Origin of the sequence: Hahella sp. CCB-MM4 (assembly GCF_002260525.1) — a bacterium.
Classification (GTDB): domain Bacteria; phylum Pseudomonadota; class Gammaproteobacteria; order Pseudomonadales; family Oleiphilaceae; genus Hahella.
Genome location: NZ_MRYI01000026.1, coordinates 1 through 24,217, shown reverse-complemented (window position 1 = coordinate 24,217; position 24,217 = coordinate 1). Strand labels below are relative to the sequence as shown.

General features: G+C 49.0%; 21 protein-coding genes. 13 read left to right on the top strand and 8 right to left on the bottom strand.

The genetic code is table 11. The annotated features are described in order from the left end of the window. Window positions 1-65: 65 nt before the first annotated feature. The gene (katG, locus tag BTA51_RS27205; RefSeq protein WP_094712238.1) at window positions 66-2,258 is read right to left on the bottom strand and encodes a catalase/peroxidase HPI; all 2,193 of its coding nucleotides are present in this window, start codon (window positions 2,256-2,258) and stop codon (window positions 66-68) included. A 418-nt stretch (window positions 2,259-2,676) separates the two neighbouring features. Between katG and BTA51_RS27200 the strand changes: the two genes are divergently transcribed. The 3 genes from BTA51_RS27200 (at window position 2,677) to fbp (ending at window position 5,298) form a co-directional block, all read left to right on the top strand. Beyond that, entirely contained in the window at window positions 2,677-3,516 is an 840-nt protein-coding gene (locus tag BTA51_RS27200) for an AraC family transcriptional regulator (RefSeq protein ID WP_094712237.1), read from the top strand. Between the two features lie 70 nt (window positions 3,517-3,586). Next, window positions 3,587-4,186: a LysE family translocator gene (locus BTA51_RS27195; protein ID WP_094712236.1), complete on the top strand. Its 600-nt coding sequence runs from the start codon at window positions 3,587-3,589 to the stop codon at window positions 4,184-4,186. Window positions 4,187-4,287: 101 nt separating this feature from the next. Further along, a complete protein-coding gene (gene fbp / locus BTA51_RS27190; RefSeq protein WP_094712235.1) occupies window positions 4,288-5,298 on the top strand; it encodes a class 1 fructose-bisphosphatase in 1,011 nt (336 codons plus the stop codon). An 80-nt stretch (window positions 5,299-5,378) separates the two neighbouring features. On the opposite strand, the gene BTA51_RS27185 is transcribed toward fbp, so the two are convergent. Both BTA51_RS27185 and BTA51_RS27180 read right to left on the bottom strand, forming a co-directional pair. After that, window positions 5,379-6,713: a Na+/H+ antiporter NhaC family protein gene (locus tag BTA51_RS27185; RefSeq protein ID WP_094712234.1), complete on the bottom strand. Its 1,335-nt coding sequence runs from the start codon at window positions 6,711-6,713 to the stop codon at window positions 5,379-5,381. Between the two features lie 157 nt (window positions 6,714-6,870). Then, complete coding sequence (locus tag BTA51_RS27180; protein ID WP_094712233.1) at window positions 6,871-7,800, bottom strand: helix-turn-helix domain-containing protein; 930 nt, start codon at window positions 7,798-7,800, stop codon at window positions 6,871-6,873. A gap of 772 nt (window positions 7,801-8,572) precedes the next feature. On the opposite strand from BTA51_RS27180, the gene BTA51_RS27175 reads away from it, so the two are divergent. Further along, on the top strand, window positions 8,573-9,934 hold the full coding sequence (locus BTA51_RS27175) for an extracellular solute-binding protein (RefSeq protein ID WP_094712232.1): 1,362 nt from the start codon (window positions 8,573-8,575) through the stop codon (window positions 9,932-9,934). Between the two features lie 208 nt (window positions 9,935-10,142). Here BTA51_RS27175 and BTA51_RS27170 read toward each other — a convergent pair whose 3' ends face one another. Together BTA51_RS27170 and BTA51_RS27165 are read right to left on the bottom strand one after the other, a co-directional pair. Beyond that, window positions 10,143-12,182, bottom strand: a complete 2,040-nt coding sequence (locus tag BTA51_RS27170) for an extracellular solute-binding protein (RefSeq protein WP_094712231.1) — start codon at window positions 12,180-12,182, stop codon at window positions 10,143-10,145. Between the two features lie 211 nt (window positions 12,183-12,393). Continuing rightward, window positions 12,394-13,716, bottom strand: a complete 1,323-nt coding sequence (locus tag BTA51_RS27165) for a reverse transcriptase family protein (protein WP_094712230.1) — start codon at window positions 13,714-13,716, stop codon at window positions 12,394-12,396. 508 nt (window positions 13,717-14,224) lie between these two features. On the opposite strand from BTA51_RS27165, the gene BTA51_RS27160 reads away from it, so the two are divergent. Both BTA51_RS27160 and BTA51_RS27155 read left to right on the top strand, forming a co-directional pair. Then, window positions 14,225-15,274 carry an AGE family epimerase/isomerase gene (locus tag BTA51_RS27160; protein WP_168188316.1) on the top strand — a complete coding sequence of 350 codons (1,050 nt, stop codon included), beginning with the start codon at window positions 14,225-14,227 and terminating at the stop codon, window positions 15,272-15,274. 113 nt (window positions 15,275-15,387) lie between these two features. After that, window positions 15,388-16,221 (top strand): class I SAM-dependent methyltransferase, encoded by an 834-nt coding sequence (locus BTA51_RS27155; RefSeq protein ID WP_094712228.1) that lies wholly within the window; start codon window positions 15,388-15,390, stop codon window positions 16,219-16,221. A gap of 18 nt (window positions 16,222-16,239) precedes the next feature. On the opposite strand, the gene BTA51_RS27150 is transcribed toward BTA51_RS27155, so the two are convergent. Continuing rightward, window positions 16,240-17,922, bottom strand: a complete 1,683-nt coding sequence (locus tag BTA51_RS27150; RefSeq protein WP_094712227.1) for a PAS domain S-box protein — start codon at window positions 17,920-17,922, stop codon at window positions 16,240-16,242. A 359-nt stretch (window positions 17,923-18,281) separates the two neighbouring features. On the opposite strand from BTA51_RS27150, the gene BTA51_RS27145 reads away from it, so the two are divergent. The 4 genes from BTA51_RS27145 to BTA51_RS27130 all read left to right on the top strand — a co-directional run bounded on the left by BTA51_RS27145 (window position 18,282) and on the right by BTA51_RS27130 (window position 20,655). Beyond that, the gene (locus BTA51_RS27145; RefSeq protein ID WP_094712226.1) at window positions 18,282-18,827 is read left to right on the top strand and encodes a cysteine hydrolase family protein; all 546 of its coding nucleotides are present in this window, start codon (window positions 18,282-18,284) and stop codon (window positions 18,825-18,827) included. Window positions 18,828-18,934: 107 nt separating this feature from the next. Continuing rightward, on the top strand, window positions 18,935-19,525 hold the full coding sequence (locus BTA51_RS27140; protein ID WP_168188315.1) for a YdeI family protein: 591 nt from the start codon (window positions 18,935-18,937) through the stop codon (window positions 19,523-19,525). Window positions 19,526-19,704: 179 nt separating this feature from the next. After that, a complete protein-coding gene (locus tag BTA51_RS27135) occupies window positions 19,705-20,115 on the top strand; it encodes a VOC family protein (RefSeq protein WP_094712225.1) in 411 nt (136 codons plus the stop codon). Between the two features lie 72 nt (window positions 20,116-20,187). Beyond that, a complete protein-coding gene (locus BTA51_RS27130; protein WP_094712224.1) occupies window positions 20,188-20,655 on the top strand; it encodes an SRPBCC family protein in 468 nt (155 codons plus the stop codon). Window positions 20,656-20,706: 51 nt separating this feature from the next. On the opposite strand, the gene BTA51_RS27125 is transcribed toward BTA51_RS27130, so the two are convergent. After that, the gene (locus tag BTA51_RS27125; RefSeq protein WP_094712223.1) at window positions 20,707-21,489 is read right to left on the bottom strand and encodes a helix-turn-helix domain-containing protein; all 783 of its coding nucleotides are present in this window, start codon (window positions 21,487-21,489) and stop codon (window positions 20,707-20,709) included. Between the two features lie 95 nt (window positions 21,490-21,584). Here BTA51_RS27125 and BTA51_RS30570 point away from each other — a divergent pair, with 95 nt between their 5' ends. From BTA51_RS30570 to BTA51_RS27110, 3 genes are all read left to right on the top strand, one after another. After that, window positions 21,585-21,836: a hypothetical protein gene (locus BTA51_RS30570; RefSeq protein ID WP_094712222.1), complete on the top strand. Its 252-nt coding sequence runs from the start codon at window positions 21,585-21,587 to the stop codon at window positions 21,834-21,836. Window positions 21,837-22,242: 406 nt separating this feature from the next. Next, entirely contained in the window at window positions 22,243-23,169 is a 927-nt protein-coding gene (locus tag BTA51_RS27115) for a hypothetical protein (RefSeq protein WP_094712221.1), read from the top strand. Beyond that, entirely contained in the window at window positions 23,166-23,732 is a 567-nt protein-coding gene (locus tag BTA51_RS27110) for a hypothetical protein (protein ID WP_094712220.1), read from the top strand. The genes BTA51_RS27115 and BTA51_RS27110 overlap by 4 nt, the downstream gene beginning before the upstream one ends. Before the next feature lie 288 nt (window positions 23,733-24,020). Here BTA51_RS27110 and BTA51_RS30565 read toward each other — a convergent pair. Continuing rightward, window positions 24,021-24,217: hypothetical protein (locus BTA51_RS30565; protein WP_210404732.1), on the bottom strand; the 197-nt coding region annotated here is incomplete at its 5' end.

Below are 24,217 nucleotides of genomic sequence, written 5' to 3'. Positions count from 1 at the left end.
TGGAAAGGGTGGTCTGCCCAAGACAGGCCACCCTGGTTTAATTTTCTAGATCAGTATTTTCAGGATCAGTTGAGATCGAAGCGGTCGAGATTCATGACCTTGTTCCAGGCTTTCACAAAGTCCTTGATAAATTTTTCCTGTGAATCGGAAGTGGCATAGACCTCTGATAGCGCGCGAAGTTGGGAGTTGGATCCAAAGACCAGATCAACCCGAGTGCCTGTCCACTTCAGATCTCCCGAGTTTCTATCACGCCCTTCGAACAGGTCGCCATCTTTCGAAGTCGGTTTCCATACGGTACCCATATCCAGCAAGTTCACAAAGAAGTCGTTGGTGAGTACCCCTGGGCGATGAGTGAAAACACCATGCCGGCTTTGGCCGAAACCGGTATTGAGCACCCGCATACCGCCAAGCAGCACCGTCATCTCAGGTGCAGTTAAGGTCAGCAACTGAGCACGATCAATCAATAACGCTTCCGCAGAAACTGAGTACTTGGTTTTCAGGTAGTTGCGGAAGCCGTCTGCCTCAGGTTCAAGCACGGCAAAGGCGTCCACGTCAGTTTGTTCCTGTGAAGCATCTGCCCGTCCAGGTGTAAAAAGAACCGTCACTTTTTGTCCCGCATCGTTGGCGGCCTTCTCGATTCCCGCGCAGCCTGCCAGTATGATCAGATCAGCGAGGGAGACTTTTTTGCCGTCTGATTGGGCACTGTTGAATTCCTGCTGAATGCCCTCCAGGGCTTGCAGCACTTTCTTCAACTGATTTGGTTCGTTGACTTCCCATTCATTTGCCGGGGCCAGACGAATGCGGGCTCCGTTGGCACCACCCCGCATGTCTGAACCACGGAAAGTGGAGGCAGATGCCCAGGCGGTAGAAACCAGCTCGGAAACGGACAATCCGGCCCCCAGAATATTGCTCTTGAGGGTGCTGATGTCCTGATCGTCAATCAACAGATGGTTGACAGCAGGAATCGGGTCTTGCCAGATAAGATCTTCGGCAGGCACCTCCGGTCCAAGGTAGCGCGCCCGAGGTCCCATATCCCGGTGAGTCAACTTAAACCAGGCGCGGGCGAAAGCGTCGGCAAACTCATCCGGATTTTCATGGAATCGCCGGGAAATTTTCTCGTAAGCAGGATCAAAGCGTAATGATAAATCCGTCGTGAGCATGGTGGGAACGTGACGTTTCGAAGGATCATGGGCATCCGGGATCTCTCCAGCTCCAGCTCCGCCTTTGGGTACCCATTGTTGAGCACCGGCAGGGCTCTTGGTTAACTCCCATTCGTACTTGAACAAGTTGTCGAAGAAATGGTTGCTCCATTTGGTTGGAGTCTGGGTCCAGGTGACTTCCAGACCACTGGTGATAGCATCTCCCGCCTTGCCCGAACCGAAGCTGCTTCTCCAGCCAAGTCCCTGTTCTTCCAGCGATGCAGCTTCCGGATCTGCGCCAACGTTGGCGGCATCACCGGCACCATGGGTTTTCCCGAAAGTATGACCACCTGCAATCAGGGCAACAGTCTCTTCATCATCCATGGCCATCCGTGCGAATGTTTCGCGAATATCCCTTGCTGCCGCCACAGGATCAGAATTGCCATTGGGACCTTCCGGGTTAACGTATATCAGGCCCATTTGCACCGCAGCCAGCGGATCTTCAAGATCCCTGTCACCGGAATAGCGTTCATCAGCCAGCCAGGTTTTTTCATTTCCCCAATAAATGTCGATTTCCGGTTCCCATATATCCTCGCGTCCTCCACCGAAGCCGAAGGTTTTGAATCCCATCGATTCCAGGGCGACGTTACCGGCGAGGATCATCAGGTCGGCCCAGGAAATCTTGCGTCCGTACTTCTGTTTTATGGGCCACAAGAGTCGGCGGGCTTTGTCGAGGTTTACATTGTCCGGCCAACTGTTGACGGGAGCAAAGCGTTGATTTCCGGTGCCGCCTCCGCCACGGCCGTCCCCGGTGCGGTAGGTTCCTGCACTGTGCCAGGCCATTCGGATGAACAGACCGCCGTAGTGGCCAAAGTCTGCAGGCCACCAGTCTTGGGAGTCCGTCATCAGCGCCGTAAGATCTTGCTTCAGCGCATCGTAGTCGAGACTTTTGAATTCTTCTGCGTAATTGAAATCTTCATCCATGGGATTGGACAGTGAAGAACGCTGATGAAGAATTTCAAGCCGAAGCTGATTAGGCCACCAGTCCCGATTTGAGGTTCCTGCACCACCGGTGTGGTGCATCGGGCATTTACTTTCAGACCATTTACTTTCAGACATAGCGTCGTCTCCTTCTCGTGCATATGAAAGGTACTGCGTGATCTATTTATAGGTTGTCCGGGACGACGTTGGCCAGTTTAGGTTATTGATCGAAGTGATAGATTTTCTCACTCACGCGCAAAGGACCGCCAAGAGAGCTGGATGGTTTGAAAATGACATTATTGGGGGGCGAGCCCATGCTCTGGTACTGTAATTCGATGCAACATCATTTGTCGGAAAAGGCTGGAGAACGTTAATTTCGGGGGGCGCATGATTCACTATCGGTTGCATGTGAAATATGAGGCATCGTCAGTTAAGCTGTGGGTAAGGCAAAGTCAGCAATTTTGTCCAAGATAGGAGTCCATTGCATTTGTAAGATTAAAAGACAGTTTCGAATTGTTGTGATGATGCCTGTTGTGGTGTCGGGATGGAGGATGAAATGACTGCCCGTAATCAGTTTCAATTTGCCAAAAACAGAAAGTTGGCTGATGTGACAGTCCTTCATGCCGCAATGGATGACTTTACCTATGACAAGCATGCGCATGAAGAATACTCAATAGGCGTGACTCTGAGCGGCAGGCAGGATTTCTTTAGCCAAGGAGTGTTTCATCGCAGTCATCCCGGCAATGTGATTTTTATCAGTCCCGGTGCTGTCCATGATGGGTGTTCGGGCGGAGATGACGATCTCCATTACAGTATGCTGTACATCCATCCCCGGGAATTTGAACCGTTGCTTGAAAGCGCGGGCGTCAGGCAGGCCAGGGACTTCCAGATCCGGGATATGCTGCTTCAGAACGAAACACTGCGCCGAAATGTTCTGGCATTGGCCGAGCTTTTTTCAGAACAGTCTCCCAGCAGTGCCGAGCTGGAATTGGCCTTTTACCAGATTGCTGCGAGCATCGCCCGGGGAGTAGGGCAGTATGAGGCGGACAGTGTGGTGCGAAGAGTGGACACAATGCTGCTGAAAGCTCGGGACTACATTCATGCTCATCTGAAAGATGATTTGGCTCTCGATGATTTGAGTCAGGTTTGTCATTTGTCCAAGTATCACTTTCTACGGTTATTTCGCCAGCAGTTCGGTATAACGCCGCATCAATATATTTTGAACTGCCGTATTAATGAAGCTCGTCGTGCGTTGGAGTCGGGCCAGCCGCCGGATGATGTGGCGTACGATTTCGGGTTTTCTGATGTCAGCCATTTTAACCGGCGCTTCAAGCCCATCTATGGAATGACGCCCCATCAATACCAATTGAATGTTACCGGCGTCAGCCGCCTCTAAGATCGACGTCCTCTCGCAACTGACCAGATCCACTGGTTGATTGATAAACACCACCGTTTGAGTAAGCGCTATGCTGGAAATCTTTGCCTATGCCGTGGGCATTATGTATTCGCCCGGGCCTGTGAACCTGCTTGCCCTGAATTTGGGAATGAATGGACGTTTCAGGTCGTCTGTCAGCTTTTACCTGGGGGTCGGTTGTGCTCTGTTCCTGATGTTTATGGTGTTCGGATACACCGGAGCCTGGCTGGTCGATGAGGGAAACCGGCTGGTGATCAGCATTCTTGGATGTGGATATATCTTTTATCTTGGCATCAAACTGGGGATGGCAAACCTGAAAATTTCTGATCAGGCTCAGGAACCGATCATGGTGGGGTTCAGGGAAGGTCTGTTGATGCAGTTGCTGAATCCTAAGGGGTTGATCGCTACATTGCCGATTGCAACGCTCCAGTTTCCGGCGGAAAACATCGTCGGTAGTAAAATATTTCTGTGCTCCGCTTTACTTTCCATTCTGGCAGTCGGGGCGCCGGGGATCTGGGCGTTTATCGGCGCAGGAATGATTCGCCGGTATATCAAGCCGGGATATTTCAGATATCTGAACATGGCAATGTCGCTGCTGCTGATATTGGTTGCCTGTGATATTGCCTATGGAGAACTCTACGCCGCCATATAGATGATGGTTGTATACCATTGAGGGCTTTATCTCTTCCCGTGCCTTCGTCACAATAGGCTCATTCGAGAACCATCCCTACGAACACGAAACAGAGTACCAGTATGGAAATCATAAAAACCCTCGGCGAGTTTATTATCGACCGACAGCATGAGTACCCCGATGCCAGCGGTGAGTTGACTTCTCTTTTTTCATCAATCCGCCTGGCGGCCAAAATTCTGCACCGGGAAATCAACAAAGCCGGCCTGGCTGACATCACCGGCGCTGCGGGAGATGAGAACGTTCAGGGTGAACAGCAGCAGAAGCTTGATGTCTATGCCAATGAGCGATTCAAGAATGCTCTGGCCCAGCGTGGCGTTGTGTGCGGTATTGCCTCTGAGGAAGAAGAGCAATTCGTTAAATTTGAGGAAACCAAGAATCTTGACGGCAAATATGTGGTGTTGATTGACCCGCTGGATGGTTCTTCAAACATTGATGTTAACGTTTCCGTAGGTACTATTTTCTCGGTATATCGCCGTGTTTCTCCATTAGGCAGCCACGTTACCGAAGAGGACTTTCTGCAGCCTGGCCATAAACAGGTCGCAGCGGGCTATGTTATTTATGGATCCTCTACCATGTTGGTGTATTCGACAGGTAACGGGGTCAACGGTTTTACCTATGATCCGACTATCGGGGTATTCTGCCTGTCTCACCCCAATCTGCAAATTCCCCAGGATGGAACCATCTATTCCATCAACGAAGGCAACTATGTCCACTTTCCTGACGGTGTGAAGAAATACATCAAGTACTGTCAGGAGGAAGACGATGCGACGAATCGTCCCTATACCTCCCGCTACATAGGCTCACTGGTGTCTGATTTTCACCGTAACCTGATCAAGGGCGGAATCTACCTTTACCCAACCTCAAGCCGTTATCCTCAGGGCAAGCTGCGTTTGCTGTATGAGTGTAACCCTATGGCGTTTCTGATTGAGCAGGCGGGAGGACGTGCGATTGCAAATCCGGGGCAGCGAATTCTGGATATCGAGCCGACTAAATTGCACCAGCGTTGTCCATTGTTTGTCGGATCTACCAAGATGGTCGACAGACTGGAAAAATTTGCGGAAGAATTCGGCTGAGCTTATAGCGCAGTTTAAATCATAACTGACTGGCCCGGCATAGATACTGCCGGGCCAGTTTTATTTCTGGGAAACATACGTCAGGCGGGAGAGGACAGGGCTTTTAAAGCACCTTTCGGGTATCCGATGGCAATGGATACTATCGCTGCCAGTCCGAGTAACCAGCAATAATGAATATTCCCCACCAGGTCCAAGGGCGACACCTTAGCCAGAGAGGAAGCCAGTAATATTTGCGCGCCATAGGGGAGAACTCCCTGAACCACACAGGAAAAAATATCCAGCAAGCTGGCGCTGCGCCGAGGATCTACCTGATAGCGCTCTGCAATATCCTTAGCCAGTCCTCCGCTGATGAGAATCGCGACAGTGTTGTTGGCAGTACAGATATTGGTGATGGCCACAGTCGCACTGATACTGAGTTCACCGGTACGAGGAGTATGTTTCTCACGGCCCCCCAGACGGCTGATACGGTCAATCGTATTCGCCAGCCAGTCGAGTCCGCCCTGGGCTTTCATCATCGCGCCCATGCCACCAATCAACAGGGAAAGGATCAGAATTTCCTGCATGCTTGTATAGCCGGCATAAATATCCTTTGACCATGATGCCACGCTGTAGTCCGGTTGCAGGCCGAGGCCTATGGCACCGGCCAGCACGATGCCGCTGAACAGCACCAGCATAACGTTGACACCGGCAACTGCCAGAACCAGAACTGCCACATAAGGAAGGATTCGAATCAGCTCATAGTCCTTAGGCGCGTCGACCACCGCATGCGAGCTTTGAAAGTAAAGCCAGATCAGGGTGAGCAGGGCGGCAGGCAGAGCGATCATAAAATTCATTTTGAATTTGTCACGCATGTCACAACCCTGGGTGCGGGTCGCGGCAATTGTGGTATCGGAAATGATCGAGAGGTTATCACCGAACATGGCGCCCCCTATGACCGTGCCGGTCGTCAATAGAAGGGGGAGTTCCGTTGCCTCAGCAACACCCACAGCAATTGGTGCGATGGCGGCAATGGTGCCCATAGACGTTCCCATAGAGGTCGCTACAAAGGCGGTTATCACAAAGAGACCCGGCAATACCAGAGACGGGGGGATGATGCTCAACCCGAAATTAACTGTGGCATCAACGCCGCCGACAGCTTTGGCAACGCTGGCGAAGCCTCCCGCCAGCAGGTAAATAAGCACCATGGTAATAATGGTATTGTCGCCGACACCATTAATGAAGGTTTCAATTCTTGAGTTCAGAGAACCCGTTGCCAGCAATACCGCCAGGAATATAGCGGGCAGAATCGCCACAGGTGCAGAAATCTGGTAAAACGCGAAATCTACGCCTTCTGATTGGTACCAAAGCCCGCTTCCGACAAACAGAGCGAGAAATAACGCCAAGGGCAGTAATGCCAAAGGGGATGCTTTCTTCATAGTGAACGTGTTTCCAAGGGATGTGTCGTGTCCGTTACGGCGGACAGGAAAAAGGTCGGAGATTATAAGGATTGGCAGGAAATTCTCTAATAATTTATCGGACGGTAGCGCTTTGAATTGGTTATAAAAAAATCAGCACCGATAAAATTGAAACTCGCTATCTTGCATCGCCAATTGACGACATTTCCATTTGCGACCACAGCTTATTCCGATAGCGCTGTGGTGAATCTCCATAATACTTGCCGAAGACCTCATAGAATCGGGTCAGAGAGGAGAAGCCACTGGCAAAGGCAATGGAGGTGATATTGTCGTTGGTATTGATCAGCATTTTCTCCGCATGTCGAACTCTCAGACCGGTGATGTATTCCAGTAGCGATACCCCCATGACTTTCTTGAAAAGGCTCATAGCGAAGTTTTTATGTAGTCCTACATAGCAGGCAATTTTATCTATTGAGAGATCCTCCCGAAAATTCTCCGAGATGTACACCATCATTCTGTATGCCTGGTGGCAAGCCTTGCTTCGTACTGAGTGCAGGGAAGGAATGGCAGGACTGCGCGTCTCGACCTGAGATAGTCGTCGCAAAAAAAGTTTGAATTCCTCAAAGGCAATTTCCCTTAAGGTGGAGTCCTTCGTTTTCAGGTCATCCAATTGACGCTGTACCTGATGAATATCCACTTCATTTAAAACAGACAGCCTGTAGGCGGTGCCGTAGAAAAGCCCCAGTTCAAAACTTTTACATAGCCGCAACTCAAAGGAATGGAATATAGGGATTTTGATACGCAGCATGGTGGCATCCCTGGCAAGGTTTTGCAGTTGCGGACGATGCCCCTTGAAGCTCCAGAGTACATCTCCTTCGTACAGGGACATTTCGGTTTGTTCGACGAGGAAGGTTCCCCCTCCACTCAGGATCAGGTCTATCTGGTGACATAGTTCATGGCGAAAGGGAGGTACTTCAGTGCCCCGTATCATATCGCTGGAAGCGTATCGCAACGAGTCAGTGCTGCCATGCCCCAGTTGAAGGGGGGCAGATTGCTCCGGTCCATGGTGTGTTATTTCCTGAATCGAAAAATGACAGGAACCAATCATGAATATACTGCCTGTTTTTATTGTTATGTGTTCCAAAAGAGGAAACAGAATTTCGTGCTCTCGACTCTTTTTACTCTAACGTGATGGGTATTCAGGAACTACTCATAAATTGACCTCAAATCGATACTTTTTTGGTCGAACACCACAAGGTGCTGGTAAAAGCGTGACCCATTCGAGGTAGTAAATAGTGACGTTCCCAGTGAATGAAAAAATCGACTGCCATCTGACAGAAGGCAAAAATGTATAGGTAATAAGTCGAATAGGTATTTGTGCTAATGCTTGACTCAATGTGTAATAAAGACAGTCTCGAAATCTCCAGCGAGCGAGGAACCCACAATGGTTTTTGGGGATTAGAGGACAGGTCATACTAATAGAATAACTAAAATCAGGGTGCCGTCATGAAAACTATAAAAGACAACATCATCACTAATTTCCCGAAATTTCTGGTTTTTTTCCAGATTTCAGTCCTTCGGAATTCATGCCTCCAGGTTTCCCTGGCAGACCTGTCCCGACATAAGGTACGGAGCTGACATAGCTGCCTTAATATCACTTGGTTTGAGTGGTCAGGGTAATCAGAGGATGTAGTCAGTAGCTGCAATTTCTCTGAGCGACCTTATCGGACAGGATTTTCCCCAAGCCTTTCATCGGCAAAATACAAGCCCGTTCAATATCAGAATTTCGGGTGACGGGCTTCTTTTGCCATAACAGAAGTATTCACCGGCTTGCATATTGGCACCTGCAATCGGTAGCAGTAATACAAGAGGGAAGGAACATGAAGTTAAACCATAGCGATCACTTAACCTCCTTATTGGTATTTTGTCTGTTAATCATTTTCTCAAGTGCTCAGTGCCGGGCGGTTGAAATTGTTGTTGCAACGGTTGATAACGCCGACATGTTGAATATGAAGAAGCTGTCCAGCTACTTCGAACAGCAGAATAAAGATATTAACATTCGCTGGAAAATCGTCGATGAGAGCGTATTGCGACTGATGCAGGCCAATGACAGCAAGCTGAGCAATGCCCAATATGACGTTTACACGCTTGGCCTGTTTGAAGCTCCGATTTGGGGGAGCAAAGGACGTTTGTCCCCGGTACCCGACCAATATAAATCTGATCATGAAATGAAAAGCTGGATCCCCGAGATTATCGAAGGCTTCAGCTATGGGGGAGACTATTATGCCTTACCCTACTATGGGGAGAGCTCAATTACATACTACAGGAAGGATGTTCTTGAGCGTTTTAATCTGCAAATTCCTCCCCAGCCAACATGGAGAGATATTGATGCGACGCTGGAACTGCTCAAGCGGGTGTCTGGTGGGCAAAACGGCAGACTTTGTTTACGGGGAAAACCAGGATGGGGGGAGAATATTGTCATTCTGGCGACAATGCTGAACGGCTTCGGGGGGCGTTGGTACGATGAGAACTGGCAGTCTGCATTATCAGAAAAACCTTGGAAAGATACGATCGAGTTCTACCTTGGCTTGATGGAAAAATATGGATTGGAAACGCCCTGGGATAATGGTTACTCAGAGAATCTCCAGGCCTTTGTATCTGGTCAGTGTGACATCTGGGTAGATTCAACGGCGGCGGGCGGAGCGATAGCCCAGTCAAAATTCTACCAACAAGTCGGTTATGCTGCGGCACCCTCACAGTTGACCGATAGAGGTACGAACTGGTTATGGTCATGGGGATTTGCCGTACCCCAGGGGTCTACCAAAAAAGAAGCCGCCTGGCGCTTCGTCAAGTGGGCCACCTCTGATAACTATCATCAGTTGGTAGAAAATAATTTCGGGATATCCCAAGTCCCTCCGGGAACCCGTTATGCCTTGTACCAGAACCCGTCTTACCGTGAGTATGCAAAATTTGCCGATATCACACTAAAGGCGATCAAAAGCGCTGACTTTGAAAACCCCAGCGCCAAGCCTGTTCCGTACCGGGGAATTCAGTTTCTCCAGGTGGAAGAATTCCAGCAGATTGGTAATTTTATCGGTAAGAAACTGGCGTTCATGCTGGAGAAAAAGCTGACCGGAGGGACGTTTAACCTGGATCGTGAACTGGCCCGAATGTCAGAATTTGTGCAGGCCTCGCACAACATTGCCGAACGGCTACGCCAGAAAGGTGTGGATGCCTACTGACGCGGGTGTCTGATACTGCTTCCATCAGGGTAGCTGTCCCGCCAGGGCGGCTTTCCCCTAGACTATTGCTTTCAGCATGGAGCCAGTCGTCGCCACGATTATTGACGGTGTTCACTACGATTATTGAAAGTCTTCACCATGATTATTGGTAGTCTTCGCCGTGGTTATTGATAGTCTTCACAGTAGTTACTGATAGTCTTCATGGTGGTTACTGATAATAACCGGAATCCCGCATCTGCTGTTGCACCAGTTGCTGGGATTCCTTGAGGGCCTCCTGGGCCGTCTTTTTCTTGTCGATAACTTCTGAAATGCTCAAGCCCACGGCGCGTCCAATGGAAGGAAATTCGGGAATCCCCACCAATTGAATGCCTTTGTAGGGTTTCGGTTCCAGCGTTGAGTTAACCGGATCTGCTGTCTGGATGGCGTTGAGCACGAATTCGGAAAATGGCGCTGCCTGACGATACTCCGGGTGTTCGTAGGTTGATTGACGAGTGGCCGGAGGTACTGATACCCATCCGTTGCTGGTGCCCACCATTCGAATATATTCTTTGGACGTTGCCCAGGTGATGAATTTCAGGGCCGCCTCGGTGTTCCGTGATGACTCAGGAATGGCCAGAGCCCAGGACCACAGCCAGTTTGCACCTCTTACCACCGTACCGATAGGGGCAGCCGAGAAGCCGACTTTGTCGTGGACGCTCGATTGTTTGGGATCAAACAACAACCCAGCCGCGACGGTTGCATCCACCCACATCGCGCAGTGCCCCTCAGCGAACAGTTTCAGGGTTTCATTAAATCCGTTTCGGGTGACATCCGGTGGTCCGTAGCGGTTAAGCAGCTCTTTATACATCAGAATCGCTTTGATCCAGGGCTTACTGGTGAGTTGTGGTATCCAGTCATTGTCAAACCAGCGTCCACCGAAGGTATTCACCATGGTGGTAATGATGGCCATATTTTCACCCCAGCCGGCTTTACCTCTCAGGCAGATCCCATAGATATTCTTGGCCGGATCATGCAGTCGGGCTGCAAAATCGCGCAATTCGTACCAGGTAGGCTGCCGTGGCATTTTCAGGTCTGCCTGGGCAAATAGATCCTTTCTGTAATAGGTCATGGTGCTTTCTGCATAAATCGGTAATGCATAAAGCTTGCTCTGATAGGAAAGGCTTTCCCTGACTGTCTCAAAAATATCATTCACATCATAGGATTCAGGCAGGTTGTCCAATGGAACCAACCAGCCTTTTTCGGCCCACAGAGGGGCTTCGTAAGTTCCAATGGTCATGACGTCAAACTTGCCGTCCGAGATGGCAAAATCACTCAGTAATCTCCTCCTCAATGTATTCTCATTCATCACCCGCCAATCAAGCTGGATGTCGGGGTATTGTTTCGTGAATCGGGAAGAGAGCTCTTTAATGACTTTCATATCGGCGTTGTTAACCGTGCCGATTGTCAGAATGGTTTTGGAAGGAGGAGGTGTCGGTTTTTGGCCAAAACCGTGTTCCGCCATGATCAGATCCAGTTTGCCGCTTTCCTGTAGGATGTTCAGCCCGGTATTAAACTTTTGCCAAAGCAGGAAATGGTTTTCCTTGTTGCGGGGAAATCCCACCTGGAACCGGGTATTTAAAAGTGGCGGGTCGATGAACTCCAGGCTACCGATCATATGTGGACGCTGTAGCACGATCAGATCGGCGGCCGTGTATTTGTCCATAAAGGTGAAATCGATGCGCTCACGGTAAAGCTTATCCAGGTTATTAAGATCCGTGCGCACATAATCCTTCTGAATAGCCGGGGCGTTTTCAAACAAAGAATTGATGTCTTCACCGGATACCAGACCGAGACGATAACCTTTCAAGGCGCTTTGGACTTCTGGCAGGGTCCGGGGAGCGGGCGACGGCCATTGGGCCGATGAATTTTTTTTCTTCAGTAAACCGATAGACCCGCCAGGAAAAGGGTCTGACAGTAAAAAGTCTGCATCGTCTTCAGAGTGGATAACCAGGGGGAAGTAGCCGTCGACGATGCCCTGGAGTGCACTTTCCCGAGCTCTGGGTAAGGGCTGGAAGGTTAATTGAGTTTCCAGACCGACTTCCTCAAAGGCGGCTTTCAGGACTTTGATGGCATATCCCTGATCTTCGAGATTTTTCCCCACGTAAGGCTCTCGTTCCCAGACGGCGAGAGATACTGGCTCTTCCGCGTGAGCGGTCGACCCCAGCCAGACAATGGCTGCAAGCGCTACATATGTTATTTTTATGTGCATTACCTACACTCGCCACAAGGATGCAGTGGGATGTCTCGTCCCTATTCCATTCAGGACTTTTTATTCTTGCTTATAAAAGCAGGAGAGTTGATGGCTAACCCTCCTGTCTCGGAAAATTCAGAAATCTATGTATTTAAGGTAGCAGATGGTCCATGGAGTGCATAGGAAACACGACGTCTGAACGCCGTTTAGATGGATATTGATGGCTCAATTAATCCGCATTCTGCCATTGAATCTGCTGGAACAGTTTCATCAGTTTGTTACCCCGTTGAGGGTTGATGCTTTGCATATAGCTGATTTTTCCTTTCAGGTGTGCCTGGAAATCAGGTACCTGATCGCGGTTCTGGTGGTGAGGCCCCTGGTGAATGCAATGATGCAAAATCGCTTTCATCTGGTCGAACTGTTGTCGGGAGATATTGGCTTTGCGATTCACCACAATCCCCGTTACCTGTTGTCTTTGAGCTTGCCCCACTACCGCACTTTTCCGGGTATTCAGCAAGAAGCCTTCTTCCAGAACAATGGCGCCAACCAAACTCTGTAGCTTGTCGATAGATCCCCGCTTCAGTCGTGGGCCGGAAAACACTAAGTCGTCAGCATAGCGGCTGTAGCGAAATCCCATGGTATCAGCCAGCCCGGTGAGGCGTTTATCCAGTTTCGAAGCGGCAAGATTGGATAATGCCGGAGAGGTTGGAGCTCCCTGAGGAAGGTGTGGGCGGCGAAAATAGTTATCGTCCTTATCGATGCAGGTGTCGGGGCGGCTTTTCAGGATTTTTACAGGGCTGACGTTGGTCGATAGTTTGGTCAGAATTCTGCAGACGGTAGGCGGGTATCCCAGTTTTCGGTAAACCTGAAAAACCATTGGATAGTGAATAGAGGCAAAGAAATCCTTCAGATCGAATTTGAGCAGCAACGGTTGTTCCAGATGTTGCCGTGCATGTGAAACGCAGGAATGCCCCGCCCGGAAGCCATGTACGGCGGGGTGTTGTGGGACAGCAGATAGTATGTCGTGAAGTATTTTTTGCTGAATGCTTTTCAACAGAGGCTTGGGGGACTCAAGTAATCTGGAGCCACCCCGGCGCTTTTCCAGCCAACGATAGTGATAGTGGGCCAGTTTCGATGACGCACCGGGTGCATTTCGATAATTGCCACAAAGCCATTCAAGATCATTAACCGTAAGGTTTAGCCAGTTAAGGACGTCGGATATACCTGCCAGCTTTGGAAGCTCATGCTGTTCCGCACTGAAAGAATACTCTGCCTCGGGAAGGTATACATATCGAACCCGGGGCGGTTGATCACTTTCCGAGAAGGCCTCATCGAAATCCTCCGATGCCTGGATCCGCTCCAGCACCATGGAAAAGTTCAGATTTTCATGGTGAGCCGTTTCAGGTGAGAGGATCTCTTTGGATAATCTGCGCAACCACTCTGGTTGCTCTCCCAGTACCTTTGACCAGCGCAGCAGAATGGCGGAGGAGTCCCGGGGACCAATAATGAATGCATCCGCCAGACAACTGGCGACCCAACGTTTGTAGTTCATTCTGAGGTTGTCGTCCCTGGAGGTAGATAAAAGACAACACTCCAACCCGCTGAAGTAGCCGGTAACCGGCTGCGCTTATAGCGCAGTGCCTTACCGGCGTTGAAATGAATGGTTAACGCATAGCCTCGGGGTTACCCCGAAGTACCGACTGGCAGAGGTCGTACCTTAGCCTGTCAGGTTCGCTTGGAGTGTTGTTACCGTGCAAAGTAGAGGGAGGGGAGAAAGTTGTCAACAAGCTGCGATAGAAACTCCGTTAGGGTCATGAGTCTTGATACATCGCTCAGTTCTTAGGGAGCATTCTGCTGTCACCGGTTTTCTTCTGTCATGATCATCAACTGCCTGCCACATGGCTCTACCGAAATAAAAGTGTTCGATGTGGCATTCAATTTAGCGTTGTCTTTTTACAGCTCCTTCTGGGGATTAACATAATAAGAGGTGTGGTGGGGCTTATCTCTTGTTACATTTGTATTTCTCGACCGATCTTATGTGTGCGAAAGTGAAGATGGAAATGAAAAAACTCGATGATATTTTGGCTCAATATTATCAACTTGTAAGTCACGCCCTGAGCTGCTCAAAAATCGTGGGCGAAGATCTCAAGCATCCCGATCAGACGAGTGAGGCTCGTTTACTCTGTCAAACCAGGTGTGTCTATTTTCTGACTCAATATAGTGTTTTGTATAACGCCCCCGACAGCCTTGAGTCTGCTGTAAGTTTGTATAACAACACCCGGGAACTCTATAAAAGAGAGGGATACTGGAAAGATCGAATGTCTTCGTTGTCCAAGACGGATGATCTTTATGAGTATGCCTTTATTGTCTATGCAGAATCCCGTTTGTTTATTGAAACAAAGAACCATGACGTTAAGGAGAGTGCGTACGAAACACTAAGGTACCTATTTTCCCTGATTGCCAATAAAGAAGAACTCCTGGAAATCTCAAAACAAGGTCAGGACAACATCTGCCAGAACCCGTTAATGCATCTATTTGAATGTCTTTTGATGGCATGGCGTGCATTTCAAGATACTGAAATTATGGATGCGGTATCGAATCTGTTGTTGGTGATCGAAGAGCACTTCTTTGATCAGGATCTGGGTCTGATCAAGGAAACCGTGGATAGTGCCGGTGACACCCTGTGGTTTGAGCCAGGTCATTCGTATGAATGGGCCTGTCTTTTGGATGAACTGAAATCTGAAATGCCAAACCTGAGCTCTAAGATAACGCCTGAAAACCTAATGGCTGCGGCAGAGAAGCACGGGGTGAATTCAGAGGGATATGTGCTTCCCGAGATACACCCGAATAAATCCGCTGAAACTGCCGAAAAATTCAGGATCTGGCCTCAGTTGGAACGGGTTCGTGCATACTCAATACTGAATAATCAAACGAGGGTGGATGAGATCATGACCTCGTTGGTTGATCGCTATTTTGATTCTGAACTCAATCCCATTGAATACAAGTGGCTAAACAATGGGCAGGATATTGACTATGTGAAATCCACAACGGGATACCACATTATGACGTCTTTCAGCGAAGTTAAAAAATGCCTTACAGGGAACGTTTAATCGATAGAGTTTTCATCGACAAAGTTTCATCGAGATCAACAGACCCTTTCAGGGCCATCAGTCGCTCCGTGCACAGTTGAAACGATGAAGCCAGATTACAGGAGGCCTTTCCCATGTCTATTGAGAATGCTGTCACCGAACACTACCATCACGGCAGTTTATTGAATGCAATTGAAACCGCTCTGGTTTCTGCGGGCAAGCAGATTTCAGCGCTATCTGTGACTGATCTGGCGCCGGTGGATGAGTTTCACATTGGGGGCAGGGCGGCAACGGAAAACCTGCTGCAACAGCTGGGCTTCACGGAGCAGGACCATGTGCTGGATGTCGGATGTGGATTGGGCGGTGGCGCCAGGTACACGGCACATCATCTCGGGTGCCGGGTGACAGGGATTGATCTGACTACGGAGTATGTTGAAACCGGCGGGCAGCTGTCTGAATGGGTCGGGCTTCAACATCTGGTGGCGTTAATCAGCGGAAGTGCGCTGGAGATGCCATTTTCCGATGGCTGTTTTGACGGCGGCTACATGTTGCATGTCGGGATGAATATCGAGGATAAGGCCCGCTTGTTCGCAGAGATATCCCGTGTTCTGCGTCCGGGCCGGGTGTTCGGAATCTACGATATTATGCAGATCCGTCAGGGACAGCCGACCTATCCCGTGCCCTGGGCAACCTCCATGGATACCAGTTACCTGGCCACAGTAGAGCAGTATCGGCAGGCCCTGGATGCTGCAGGCTTTGATTGGGTATCGGTCAATCACCGGCGAGATTTCGCCTTGAAGTTTTTTGATGAACTTCTGGCCAGGACGAATGACATGACAGGGCTGCCAGCGCTGGGGCTTCACACCCTGATTGGTGACAGTATGGCGGAAAAGTTTCGCAATATGATTTCGGCTGTCCGGGAAGGGATACTTGCTCCGGTTGAAATCGTGGTGCGCAAGCCGGATTAATCCAGCCGGTTTCTCCGGTCAAGACGTTTCGTTCCCGGGTACATTCGGCTGAATCTCCAGTTGGTCGAAGCTATCCGTCATATTTTTAAGTTGGCTGCCCAATTCGTGCAGGCTCCGCACGGCTTTTTCGACCTGCTGGATACTGCTGACATTGTCCTGGCTGGCCTGCCGTATGTTGGCCATTGCATCTGATATCTGATCCATTCCCACATTTTGCTGTTTACTGGTGGCTGCAATCTGAATGGCGAGTTCACTGGATTCCGTTAAGCTTTGATTGAGAGTGGTAATGGCTTTCCCACTGACTTGAGCCCGCTGATAGCCGGCTTCCACGGCTTTGCTTCCCTGTTCGGCCACCATCACAGCCTTGGTCATGGCTTTCTGCACATCACTCAGTATGGATCTTACCTGGGCAGTCGCTTTCTTGGATTGCGCCGCCAGGGCCTTTACCTCCTGGGCCACGACGGCGAAACCTTTGCCGAATTCCCCAGCCTTGGCGGCCTCAATCGAGGCATTGACACCCAATAGGTTGGACTGTTCTGCCATATCACTCACCATCGACACCACATCTCCCACCGTTTGCGTTTGTTCGCTCAATCGCATGATGCTCTCGCCAATGGCGCTCATCTGCTCTCGAATTTGCGACATACCGTGAAGCGTTTCATCTACGGCTTCGCTGCCATCTTTGGCAACAGATTGTGTTCGCTCTACGCTGTCTGTGACGGCTTTGGCTTTCTGTCCAGCCATTATCGCGGTCTGTTTCACTTCCTGTACTGTGGTGGCAATTTCGCTAATGGATGTAGCCGTTTCCTGGGTGGTGGAGGCTGCCTGATTGACGGAATCCATAATCTGTTCGCTGGTGGATGCCAATACGGATATGCCCTGTAAGAGTTCCTGCAGAACGATTTTTTCTTTCTCTTCCGCCCGCTTACGCAGAGAAATATCCAGAATGCTGGCCAGCACCAGTAACCCGTCAACAGATTCGATTGTACTCAGACCGATCTCGACCGGAACTTCAGACCCATCCCGGCGTCTCCCATACAGCTCTCGGCCACTCCCCATCATCCGGGTCTGGGGATTGTTGAAATACGAGGCCAGATAGCTTCCGTGATGGCTACGGAATCTTTCCGGAATGAGAAGGTCGAGTGGTTGGCCGATAAGTTCGTCTCTGGTGTAGCCGAACAGCTTTTCGGCCTGACTGTTAACCATCATGATCGTGCCGCCACGGTTTACCTGCACGATGGAATTGGGAACGGCTTCCAAAACCTGTCGAAAGCGCTTTTCAGCCCGTGTACGCTCGGTGATGTCAATGATGCTGGCCAGTGCCAGGTATTCTCCATTGGCACGGATCGGGTTCAGGCCTATTTCAATAGGGAATTCAATGCCGTCCTTGCGTAGACCGTACAAGTCTCGCCCGGCGCCCATAGACCTGCGTGAAGGATTGGAAAAGAATCCATGTCGGTGATTGGGATGTTCGCTCCTGAACCGTTGCGGAACCAGCATTTCCACCCTCTGACCGATCAATTCCTCGCGTGAATAGCCGAACTGTGTTTCAGTCTGGGCATTGATCAGAACAATCTCGCCACTTTTTTCGATCAATACGATCGCGTTGGGGGCATATTCAACCACATTACGAAGCATTTCCAGCTCCGCGGGCCGGCTGAACAGATCAAGTCGCAGGCGGCCCCACATAGAACTCTTCATTGTCAGGTCCTTTCATCATTCCTGATAAATTCGGACCGAACTCCGCTGGCAATCACTGCCTTCCAGTCAACCCGTTCGGTATAGATAAAAGCGTAGTTGTCACAGAACGGTATTTCCAGTGGTCCGTATTAGTGGTAGTTGAGAGAAAGCTATCGAAGGAAATTTGGAATCCCGGGTTTTGCTCCAATGACATTTGCTCCAATGACAATGGTGCTAACCGGCGGGATGAATATTAAGAGTGTCATGAAGGTGATATGGAGTACTGTTTTGCGTTTTTTGGGGATTGTTACGAGCTTGATTCCGGCAGAGATAGGCGGCAATATCTGAACAATAATCTATAAAAATTGTGGTCAAGGGATATGTCGCAAAATACCAAATCAGCTCTACTTATCATTGATATTCAACGAGCCCTGTGTTCGGGCGAAGAAGCCGCTTTTGATATCGAAAACCTGATAGAACGGGTCAATCGATTAAGCCACCAAGCCAGAGAACACAACTCTCCGGTCATTTTGATTCAACATGAAGAAGGCTCCGGGCCTTTACAGTTTGGCGCAGAAGGTTGGCAATTGGCTGCTGATCTGGACGTTTCTCTGGAAGACGAGCGGGTTCGTAAACAGTCACCTAATTCATTCTATGAGACGGAACTTCATAGCATTCTGCAGGAGAAGAAAATTTCCCGTTTGGTTATCTGCGGTTTGCAAACCGACTTCTGTGTCGATACCACTGTTCGCCAGGCGCTTGCGCTGGGGTTTGAAGTCGTTCTGGTATCTGACTGCCACTCCACAGCCGATAACGGCATACTGACCGCTAAACAGATTATCGCTCACCATAGTCAGACCTTGCAGCATATGTCAGGTTTTGGAGCCGGAATCTCAGTTGTACCTGCCGCAAGCGTGGAGTTCTAAGTGAGCCCAGAGGGCTTGTAAACAAAGAGTGAGTCGGTAAATACAAAGAGCCAGTAAATACAGAGAGCAAGTAAATACAGAATAAACGCATCACAGGGAGCCGGTAAATGAATAGCATGAATCCTAAAGTCGACGCCTATTTACGCAAAGCCAAAAACTGGCAGCAGGAATTTGATAGATTGAGAACGATCATTCTTGATTGTCAGTTGGATGAAGATCTGAAATGGGGAAAACCCTGTTATACGTTTCAGGACAGTAATGTATTGATCGTGCAGGGATTCAAGGATTTTTGCGCTCTGTTGTTTACCAAAGGCGCTTTGTTGAAGGATTCCAATAGTCTATTGGAAAAACCAGGAGAGAATACACAGGCGGCGCGACGGATTCCATTCACCAGTGTTGAGCAGATTGCGGAATTGGAACCCCTTCTGAAAAACTACATCAATGAAGCCGTCGAAGTGGAAAAGTCCGGTTTGAAAGTGGAGTACAAAAAAACTGAGGATTTTGTCATTCCAGAGGAGTTTCAGAACAAACTGGATGAGATGCCGGCGCTTAAAAGTGCTTTTGATGATTTAACTCCCGGTCGACAAAGAGCCTACCTTCTTCACTTTTCGGCTCCCAAACAATCCAAAACCAGAGATTCAAGAGTAGAGAAGTGCATGCAGCAGATTCTCGATGGGAAAGGATTGAATGATTTGTAGAGAAATAAAATCAAATTCTGTTGGCTGAACACCCTGGGGTGTTCGCCTGAATTTTTGGTGATTGTGACTGAGCCAAAAATTTTTTTGCCTACCTGTCGATTTCCCGATTCCCCCTACGACTATCAGGAAACAAACCTGCTAACAGGCGATACCCAGTCAATAATCGAAGGAGAATGACAATGTCCCGAATGATATTCGTAAACCTGCCCGTGGTTGATCTCAAAGCATCAATGGCTTTCTATCAAGCTCTCGGTTTTGAGAATAATCCGCAGTTTACAGACGATACGGCAGCCTGCATGGTGTGGAGTGAAACCATTAACGTCATGCTGCTGACCCATGATAAGTGGCGCACTTTCACCGATCGCCCGATACCCCCAACGACCTCAAGTGAAGTGATGCTTGCCATCTCGTGTGATAGTCGCAAAGACGTAGATTCAATGAACGAAGCCGCAGCCGTAAACGGGGGGACCGCTGATATCAATCCGGCGCAGGATCATGGCTTTATGTACAACCGCAATCTGGCCGATCCGGACGGACATATATGGGAAGCCATGTGGATGGATATGTCTGCTTTCCCTAAAGGTGAATAAAAAGCTGAATAATACAATCTAAATTGGGAATCTTTATCGTCAGATCATTAAATGCATCGTAGGACTATAGCCATGGCGGAAAATCCAGAACCCGAAAGTCTTCGCGCTGATACAAGAGAAAGATTGATTAAGGCGCCATGCGAGGTCGTTTATGGGGCTTTCAGTAACCCCGATGATCTTACCCGTTGGTGGGGGCCGGATGGATTTACAAACTCATTTTATGAATTTGATCTTCGTAAGGGAGGATATTGGCGCTTCACTATGCACGGGCCAGACGCTAGGGACTACCCAAATGAAAGTCGGTTCCTGGAAGTCGTTCCGGGTAAAAAAGTGGTGATCGAGCATTTCTCAGGTCACCACTTTATTTTAACCATGACCTTCACTGCGAGTGGCAAAGACACCATCGTCGGATGGTGTCAATTGTTCGATACGATTGAACACTATCAGCGAATAGCTGATTTTGTATCAAATGCCAATGAACAGAATCTGGATCGATTGCAGACGGTAGTCCGCGAATCAGGAGACAGCGTTCTTTGTTGATGAAATTCTTAGCCGAGCGAAATTAAATTCGATAACGGATATTTTCATGAGCTAACTCTGCAGAGTATCAAAATATCTACCCGGCGTTACCCCGAAGTGTTCTTTGAATACGGAAATAAAAGCACTCACATTGTTATAGCCAAGGCTCAGGGCAACACTCGTTACGGGAACACCGTCAGCCAATAATTCCAAGGCGCGAATAACCCTGGCCCGTTGACGCCATTCTCCAAGGCTGAAATCTGTTTCCTGTTTGAATCGCCTGCTAAGTGTGCGTGTGGGGTATCCGGATATGTCCGCCAACTCGGTCAGGCTCAGTGTTATTGATAGGTCTGATAACAAGGCATCCGTTACCCGGAGAAGGCGTTTGCTTTCAGGTAAAGGCAATCCCAGATTTTCCATGGGCATGGACTGAATCTCATCAAGAATCACTCGGGCTATTCTCATCTGAGGTTCATTAAGTGCTTCATGATTCCAGTGAATTGATCGATGAATGGCTTCTCTCAATAATCCCGTAGTAGTGAAGGTACATGGCTGGTGGGGAAGGGAGTGGCAGGCTTCCTCAGCAATGTAGAGACTCCAACCGTGGAATGGTCCATGTGAGCAGAAGGCGTGCAGGCTTCCCGGCGGAATCCAGACTGAGTGTGTTGCAGGAACCACCCATTTTCCTCGCTCGGTATCTACGCTGATGAGTCCTTTGATTGCGCCGAACAGTTGTCCGCGATGGTGGTTGTGGAGAACGGTTGTTCGTGAAATCGGGCCCTTCTCCATGACAGCGACAATAACTGCCCCATTGGATGAGTCCACGAGCGCAGGATTAATCAGGGGAATTGTCATGGCTGAATCGTGTTATTGAATGTCCTGAATAAGGTAGCAGAGCCATCATCGGTATACCAGAATAAGCTCTCTCATCACTTATATAGGGAGCAATTATGAAAGCCGAAGAGATGTTGCCTGATAATCAAAATACTGTGGAGATTAATGGCGTAACAATCCGGAAAGGATCTGTGGGGGCTTTTCTCGCAAGTGCCAGGGTATTGTCCGATTCCCGCGTATCAGAGAGTGATCGCGTTATGGCGCGACGGGATATAGTGGAATTGCTACCAGGCCTCAGAGCTATGGGATTATTTGAGGTCTTTCAGGTACGGAATGAACAACTGAGAGCGCTTGTGGAATCATGCTAGCATGAGAGGATTCGCATAGGACAAAAGCCGGCGACGCTGGCTTTCGTTATTTGTTCTGATTGTTTTTTATTCACTCTCGATACCATTTATTCATAATACTAGTCATTCTCAATACTCGTCATTCTCAATACTGTCGAGTCTTCGTATTGTTCAATATCAGTACCGGCTGATAGATATCCTCTCAATGGTACCTATTTTTCCCCTGATACCAATCGTTACTTTTCTCATCAAATGCTTACAGCATCTGCGTTGTCTTTCAATTCGGCTAACCTATAGTTAATGGCGTCAGTCTGTTATGGATTTCGACATGGACATAACGTTGAGTGTCGGTGCTTTCGCACTCCTTGGTGTCTCCGGCTAAAGCAAGATCCAATACAACGGAATCTACCATTCAATAAGGTAATCGATGAACGTCTTCAAGTTATTCAGACTGTTCTATGTTATAGAGTTTATTAAGGTCTTTGTGTTTTCTGCGCTGTCTGCGCTCACTCCCTGGGCGGTTTCCTATGTCTTGCTATCGGAATACTGGCAACCCTATACCAGCCTGGTTTATTGGGGATCTTTTCTGTTATTTGGATTGGGATTCTCCCGAATCGCCATTAAGTTCAAGAAAGAAATTGACGATGTCGTCAATCCGGCTGAGATCCTGTTCGAAAGTTTCACCAAGGTGGGGAGTAAGGATCCTGAAGAGCGGAAAAAGGCCGCAGCCAATCTGGTAAAAGTACTCTCTGATCTGGAAGGCGATGAGCCGGATGAGGAAGAGGAGATGTCGGAGGAGGAGCGTCTCCAGAACAAGCGGAAAGCATTCGCTGTATTGCACAAACTTGAAGCTCTTTGCCGCCGGCACAACCTGAACATCCAGCGGGAAGATGACAGGTCTCTCGAAGATATTGCGAGAGACTATGAATATCATACCCCACAGATCAAGGAGGCTTTGGCCGAGATACTTCCCAATTATCGTGCGAGCCTGTGGGTAGAAGTGGAAGACGATGAAGGTACTCATGCCGAAGTGATGAGTGATCTGATTCGAGCGACCAATAATACATTGGGGATTTCGCAAATCCGCTCGATCAAGGATCAGGAGACTCAGCTTTGTGTGGTTGAATTCCAGCAGAACGGCAAAGACATGCGCTGGAAGTTTCGTGAACCCGGATACAGAGTGTCGGAAAACTTTCTGACCAAGGTACTTCACTACATCTCAAAACTGGCTGATGGGCGCTTTGTTTTTATTGATGGGGAAGACTCATGCCTGGAGTATCTGTTCATTCCCACCCCACTGCACCAGGAGATAACGGCGTTGAATAAGCAAAAGAAACCTCAGGAGTCCCAATGATGGAATGGCTATTATTGGGGTATCTCGGGTTGCTGACGGCCTATGTGTTCTGGAATGTGATTGCCAGCTTATTCGATGACGAAATGCCGGGGCTGGGCGAGATACTTCTCTTGATTCTATATCCCTGCCTGATCCTGGCAGCTGGAAAATATATGGTGCCTGGATTGGCGGAACGCCTGGGAGGCTGGTCCACCTTTGTCACCATCGTCGTCACGGTTGGAATCCTGGTATGGGCGTTAATCAGCTACGGCGCGATTCTGCCCTCCGATGAGGCAGAGGAATCTTCTGATGAGAATCGAGATTCTGAAACCGACCCCGATGATCAAGACCTCGATGGCGATGAACCGATACCGGAAGATGTTATGGCCGAGAAGGGCAAGAAAATCGGTAAACTCTTTTCACCTGCCTCATCCACCACTGAAAAGTTGGAAGCACTGCAAACCATTGGGGAAGCGTCCGAAGATTCAGAGGAAAGTGAAGGGCTCACCGGTTGGGAAAGGGTTGTGATATTGGCAGGGTTTGTGTTGTTTATTCCGGCTGTGGTGTTGAATTATTTGGCTTGATGAGTGCCCGTAGAATAGTTGATGTGATGTATAGGGTAACTTGCACAAAAACATATCAAAGTCTCTGTACACTATCGACTCGGAAGAGAGGATATAAGAGAAAGGTTTCCAATTTCTGATATTGGATAACTAACGATTGTTAACGTGGTAATCGTAGTCATTACTTTGCCTATTGCGTTCGACGGGCATATTTATGTCGCTTGTTTTTAAGGCTATGATTTTTGGGGTTGATTTTAGTGATAGTTCATCATTAAACTGCCATTCTTACCGAAGAAATTGATAGATCATTTAACGAACAAGGAAACATCCCCAGGGATGAGGCGTATTCTTCAGAAGTTTGTTGCAGTCGTTAGCGTTCACAACGCTCAACATCAAGTAAAGCATTTCGAGAGCCGCGGCTTTCGCGCGTAACGCGTGAGGGCAGCGGCTTTTTTTATTGGATTCCAAAAAGTAGGGTGACACCATGGTTGCGGTCGTAACAGGAG

Excerpts from the sequence above, each read along its gene's own strand:
- katG (WP_094712238.1), bottom strand. The coding sequence starts at position 2,258 with ATGTCTGAAAGTAAATGGTCTGAAAGTAAATGCCCGATGCACCACACC.
- BTA51_RS27200 (WP_094712237.1), top strand. The coding sequence starts at position 2,677 with ATGACTGCCCGTAATCAGTTTCAATTTGCCAAAAACAGAAAGTTGGCT.
- BTA51_RS27195 (WP_094712236.1), top strand. The coding sequence starts at position 3,587 with ATGCTGGAAATCTTTGCCTATGCCGTGGGCATTATGTATTCGCCCGGG.
- fbp (WP_094712235.1), top strand. The coding sequence starts at position 4,288 with ATGGAAATCATAAAAACCCTCGGCGAGTTTATTATCGACCGACAGCAT.
- BTA51_RS27185 (WP_094712234.1), bottom strand. The coding sequence starts at position 6,713 with ATGAAGAAAGCATCCCCTTTGGCATTACTGCCCTTGGCGTTATTTCTC.
- BTA51_RS27180 (WP_094712233.1), bottom strand. The coding sequence starts at position 7,800 with ATGATTGGTTCCTGTCATTTTTCGATTCAGGAAATAACACACCATGGA.
- BTA51_RS27175 (WP_094712232.1), top strand. The coding sequence starts at position 8,573 with ATGAAGTTAAACCATAGCGATCACTTAACCTCCTTATTGGTATTTTGT.
- BTA51_RS27170 (WP_094712231.1), bottom strand. The coding sequence starts at position 12,182 with ATGCACATAAAAATAACATATGTAGCGCTTGCAGCCATTGTCTGGCTG.
- BTA51_RS27165 (WP_094712230.1), bottom strand. The coding sequence starts at position 13,716 with ATGAACTACAAACGTTGGGTCGCCAGTTGTCTGGCGGATGCATTCATT.
- BTA51_RS27160 (WP_168188316.1), top strand. The coding sequence starts at position 14,225 with ATGAAAAAACTCGATGATATTTTGGCTCAATATTATCAACTTGTAAGT.
- BTA51_RS27155 (WP_094712228.1), top strand. The coding sequence starts at position 15,388 with ATGTCTATTGAGAATGCTGTCACCGAACACTACCATCACGGCAGTTTA.
- BTA51_RS27150 (WP_094712227.1), bottom strand. The coding sequence starts at position 17,922 with ATGAAGAGTTCTATGTGGGGCCGCCTGCGACTTGATCTGTTCAGCCGG.
- BTA51_RS27145 (WP_094712226.1), top strand. The coding sequence starts at position 18,282 with ATGTCGCAAAATACCAAATCAGCTCTACTTATCATTGATATTCAACGA.
- BTA51_RS27140 (WP_168188315.1), top strand. The coding sequence starts at position 18,935 with ATGAATAGCATGAATCCTAAAGTCGACGCCTATTTACGCAAAGCCAAA.
- BTA51_RS27135 (WP_094712225.1), top strand. The coding sequence starts at position 19,705 with ATGTCCCGAATGATATTCGTAAACCTGCCCGTGGTTGATCTCAAAGCA.
- BTA51_RS27130 (WP_094712224.1), top strand. The coding sequence starts at position 20,188 with ATGGCGGAAAATCCAGAACCCGAAAGTCTTCGCGCTGATACAAGAGAA.
- BTA51_RS27125 (WP_094712223.1), bottom strand. The coding sequence starts at position 21,489 with ATGACAATTCCCCTGATTAATCCTGCGCTCGTGGACTCATCCAATGGG.
- BTA51_RS30570 (WP_094712222.1), top strand. The coding sequence starts at position 21,585 with ATGAAAGCCGAAGAGATGTTGCCTGATAATCAAAATACTGTGGAGATT.
- BTA51_RS27115 (WP_094712221.1), top strand. The coding sequence starts at position 22,243 with ATGAACGTCTTCAAGTTATTCAGACTGTTCTATGTTATAGAGTTTATT.
- BTA51_RS27110 (WP_094712220.1), top strand. The coding sequence starts at position 23,166 with ATGATGGAATGGCTATTATTGGGGTATCTCGGGTTGCTGACGGCCTAT.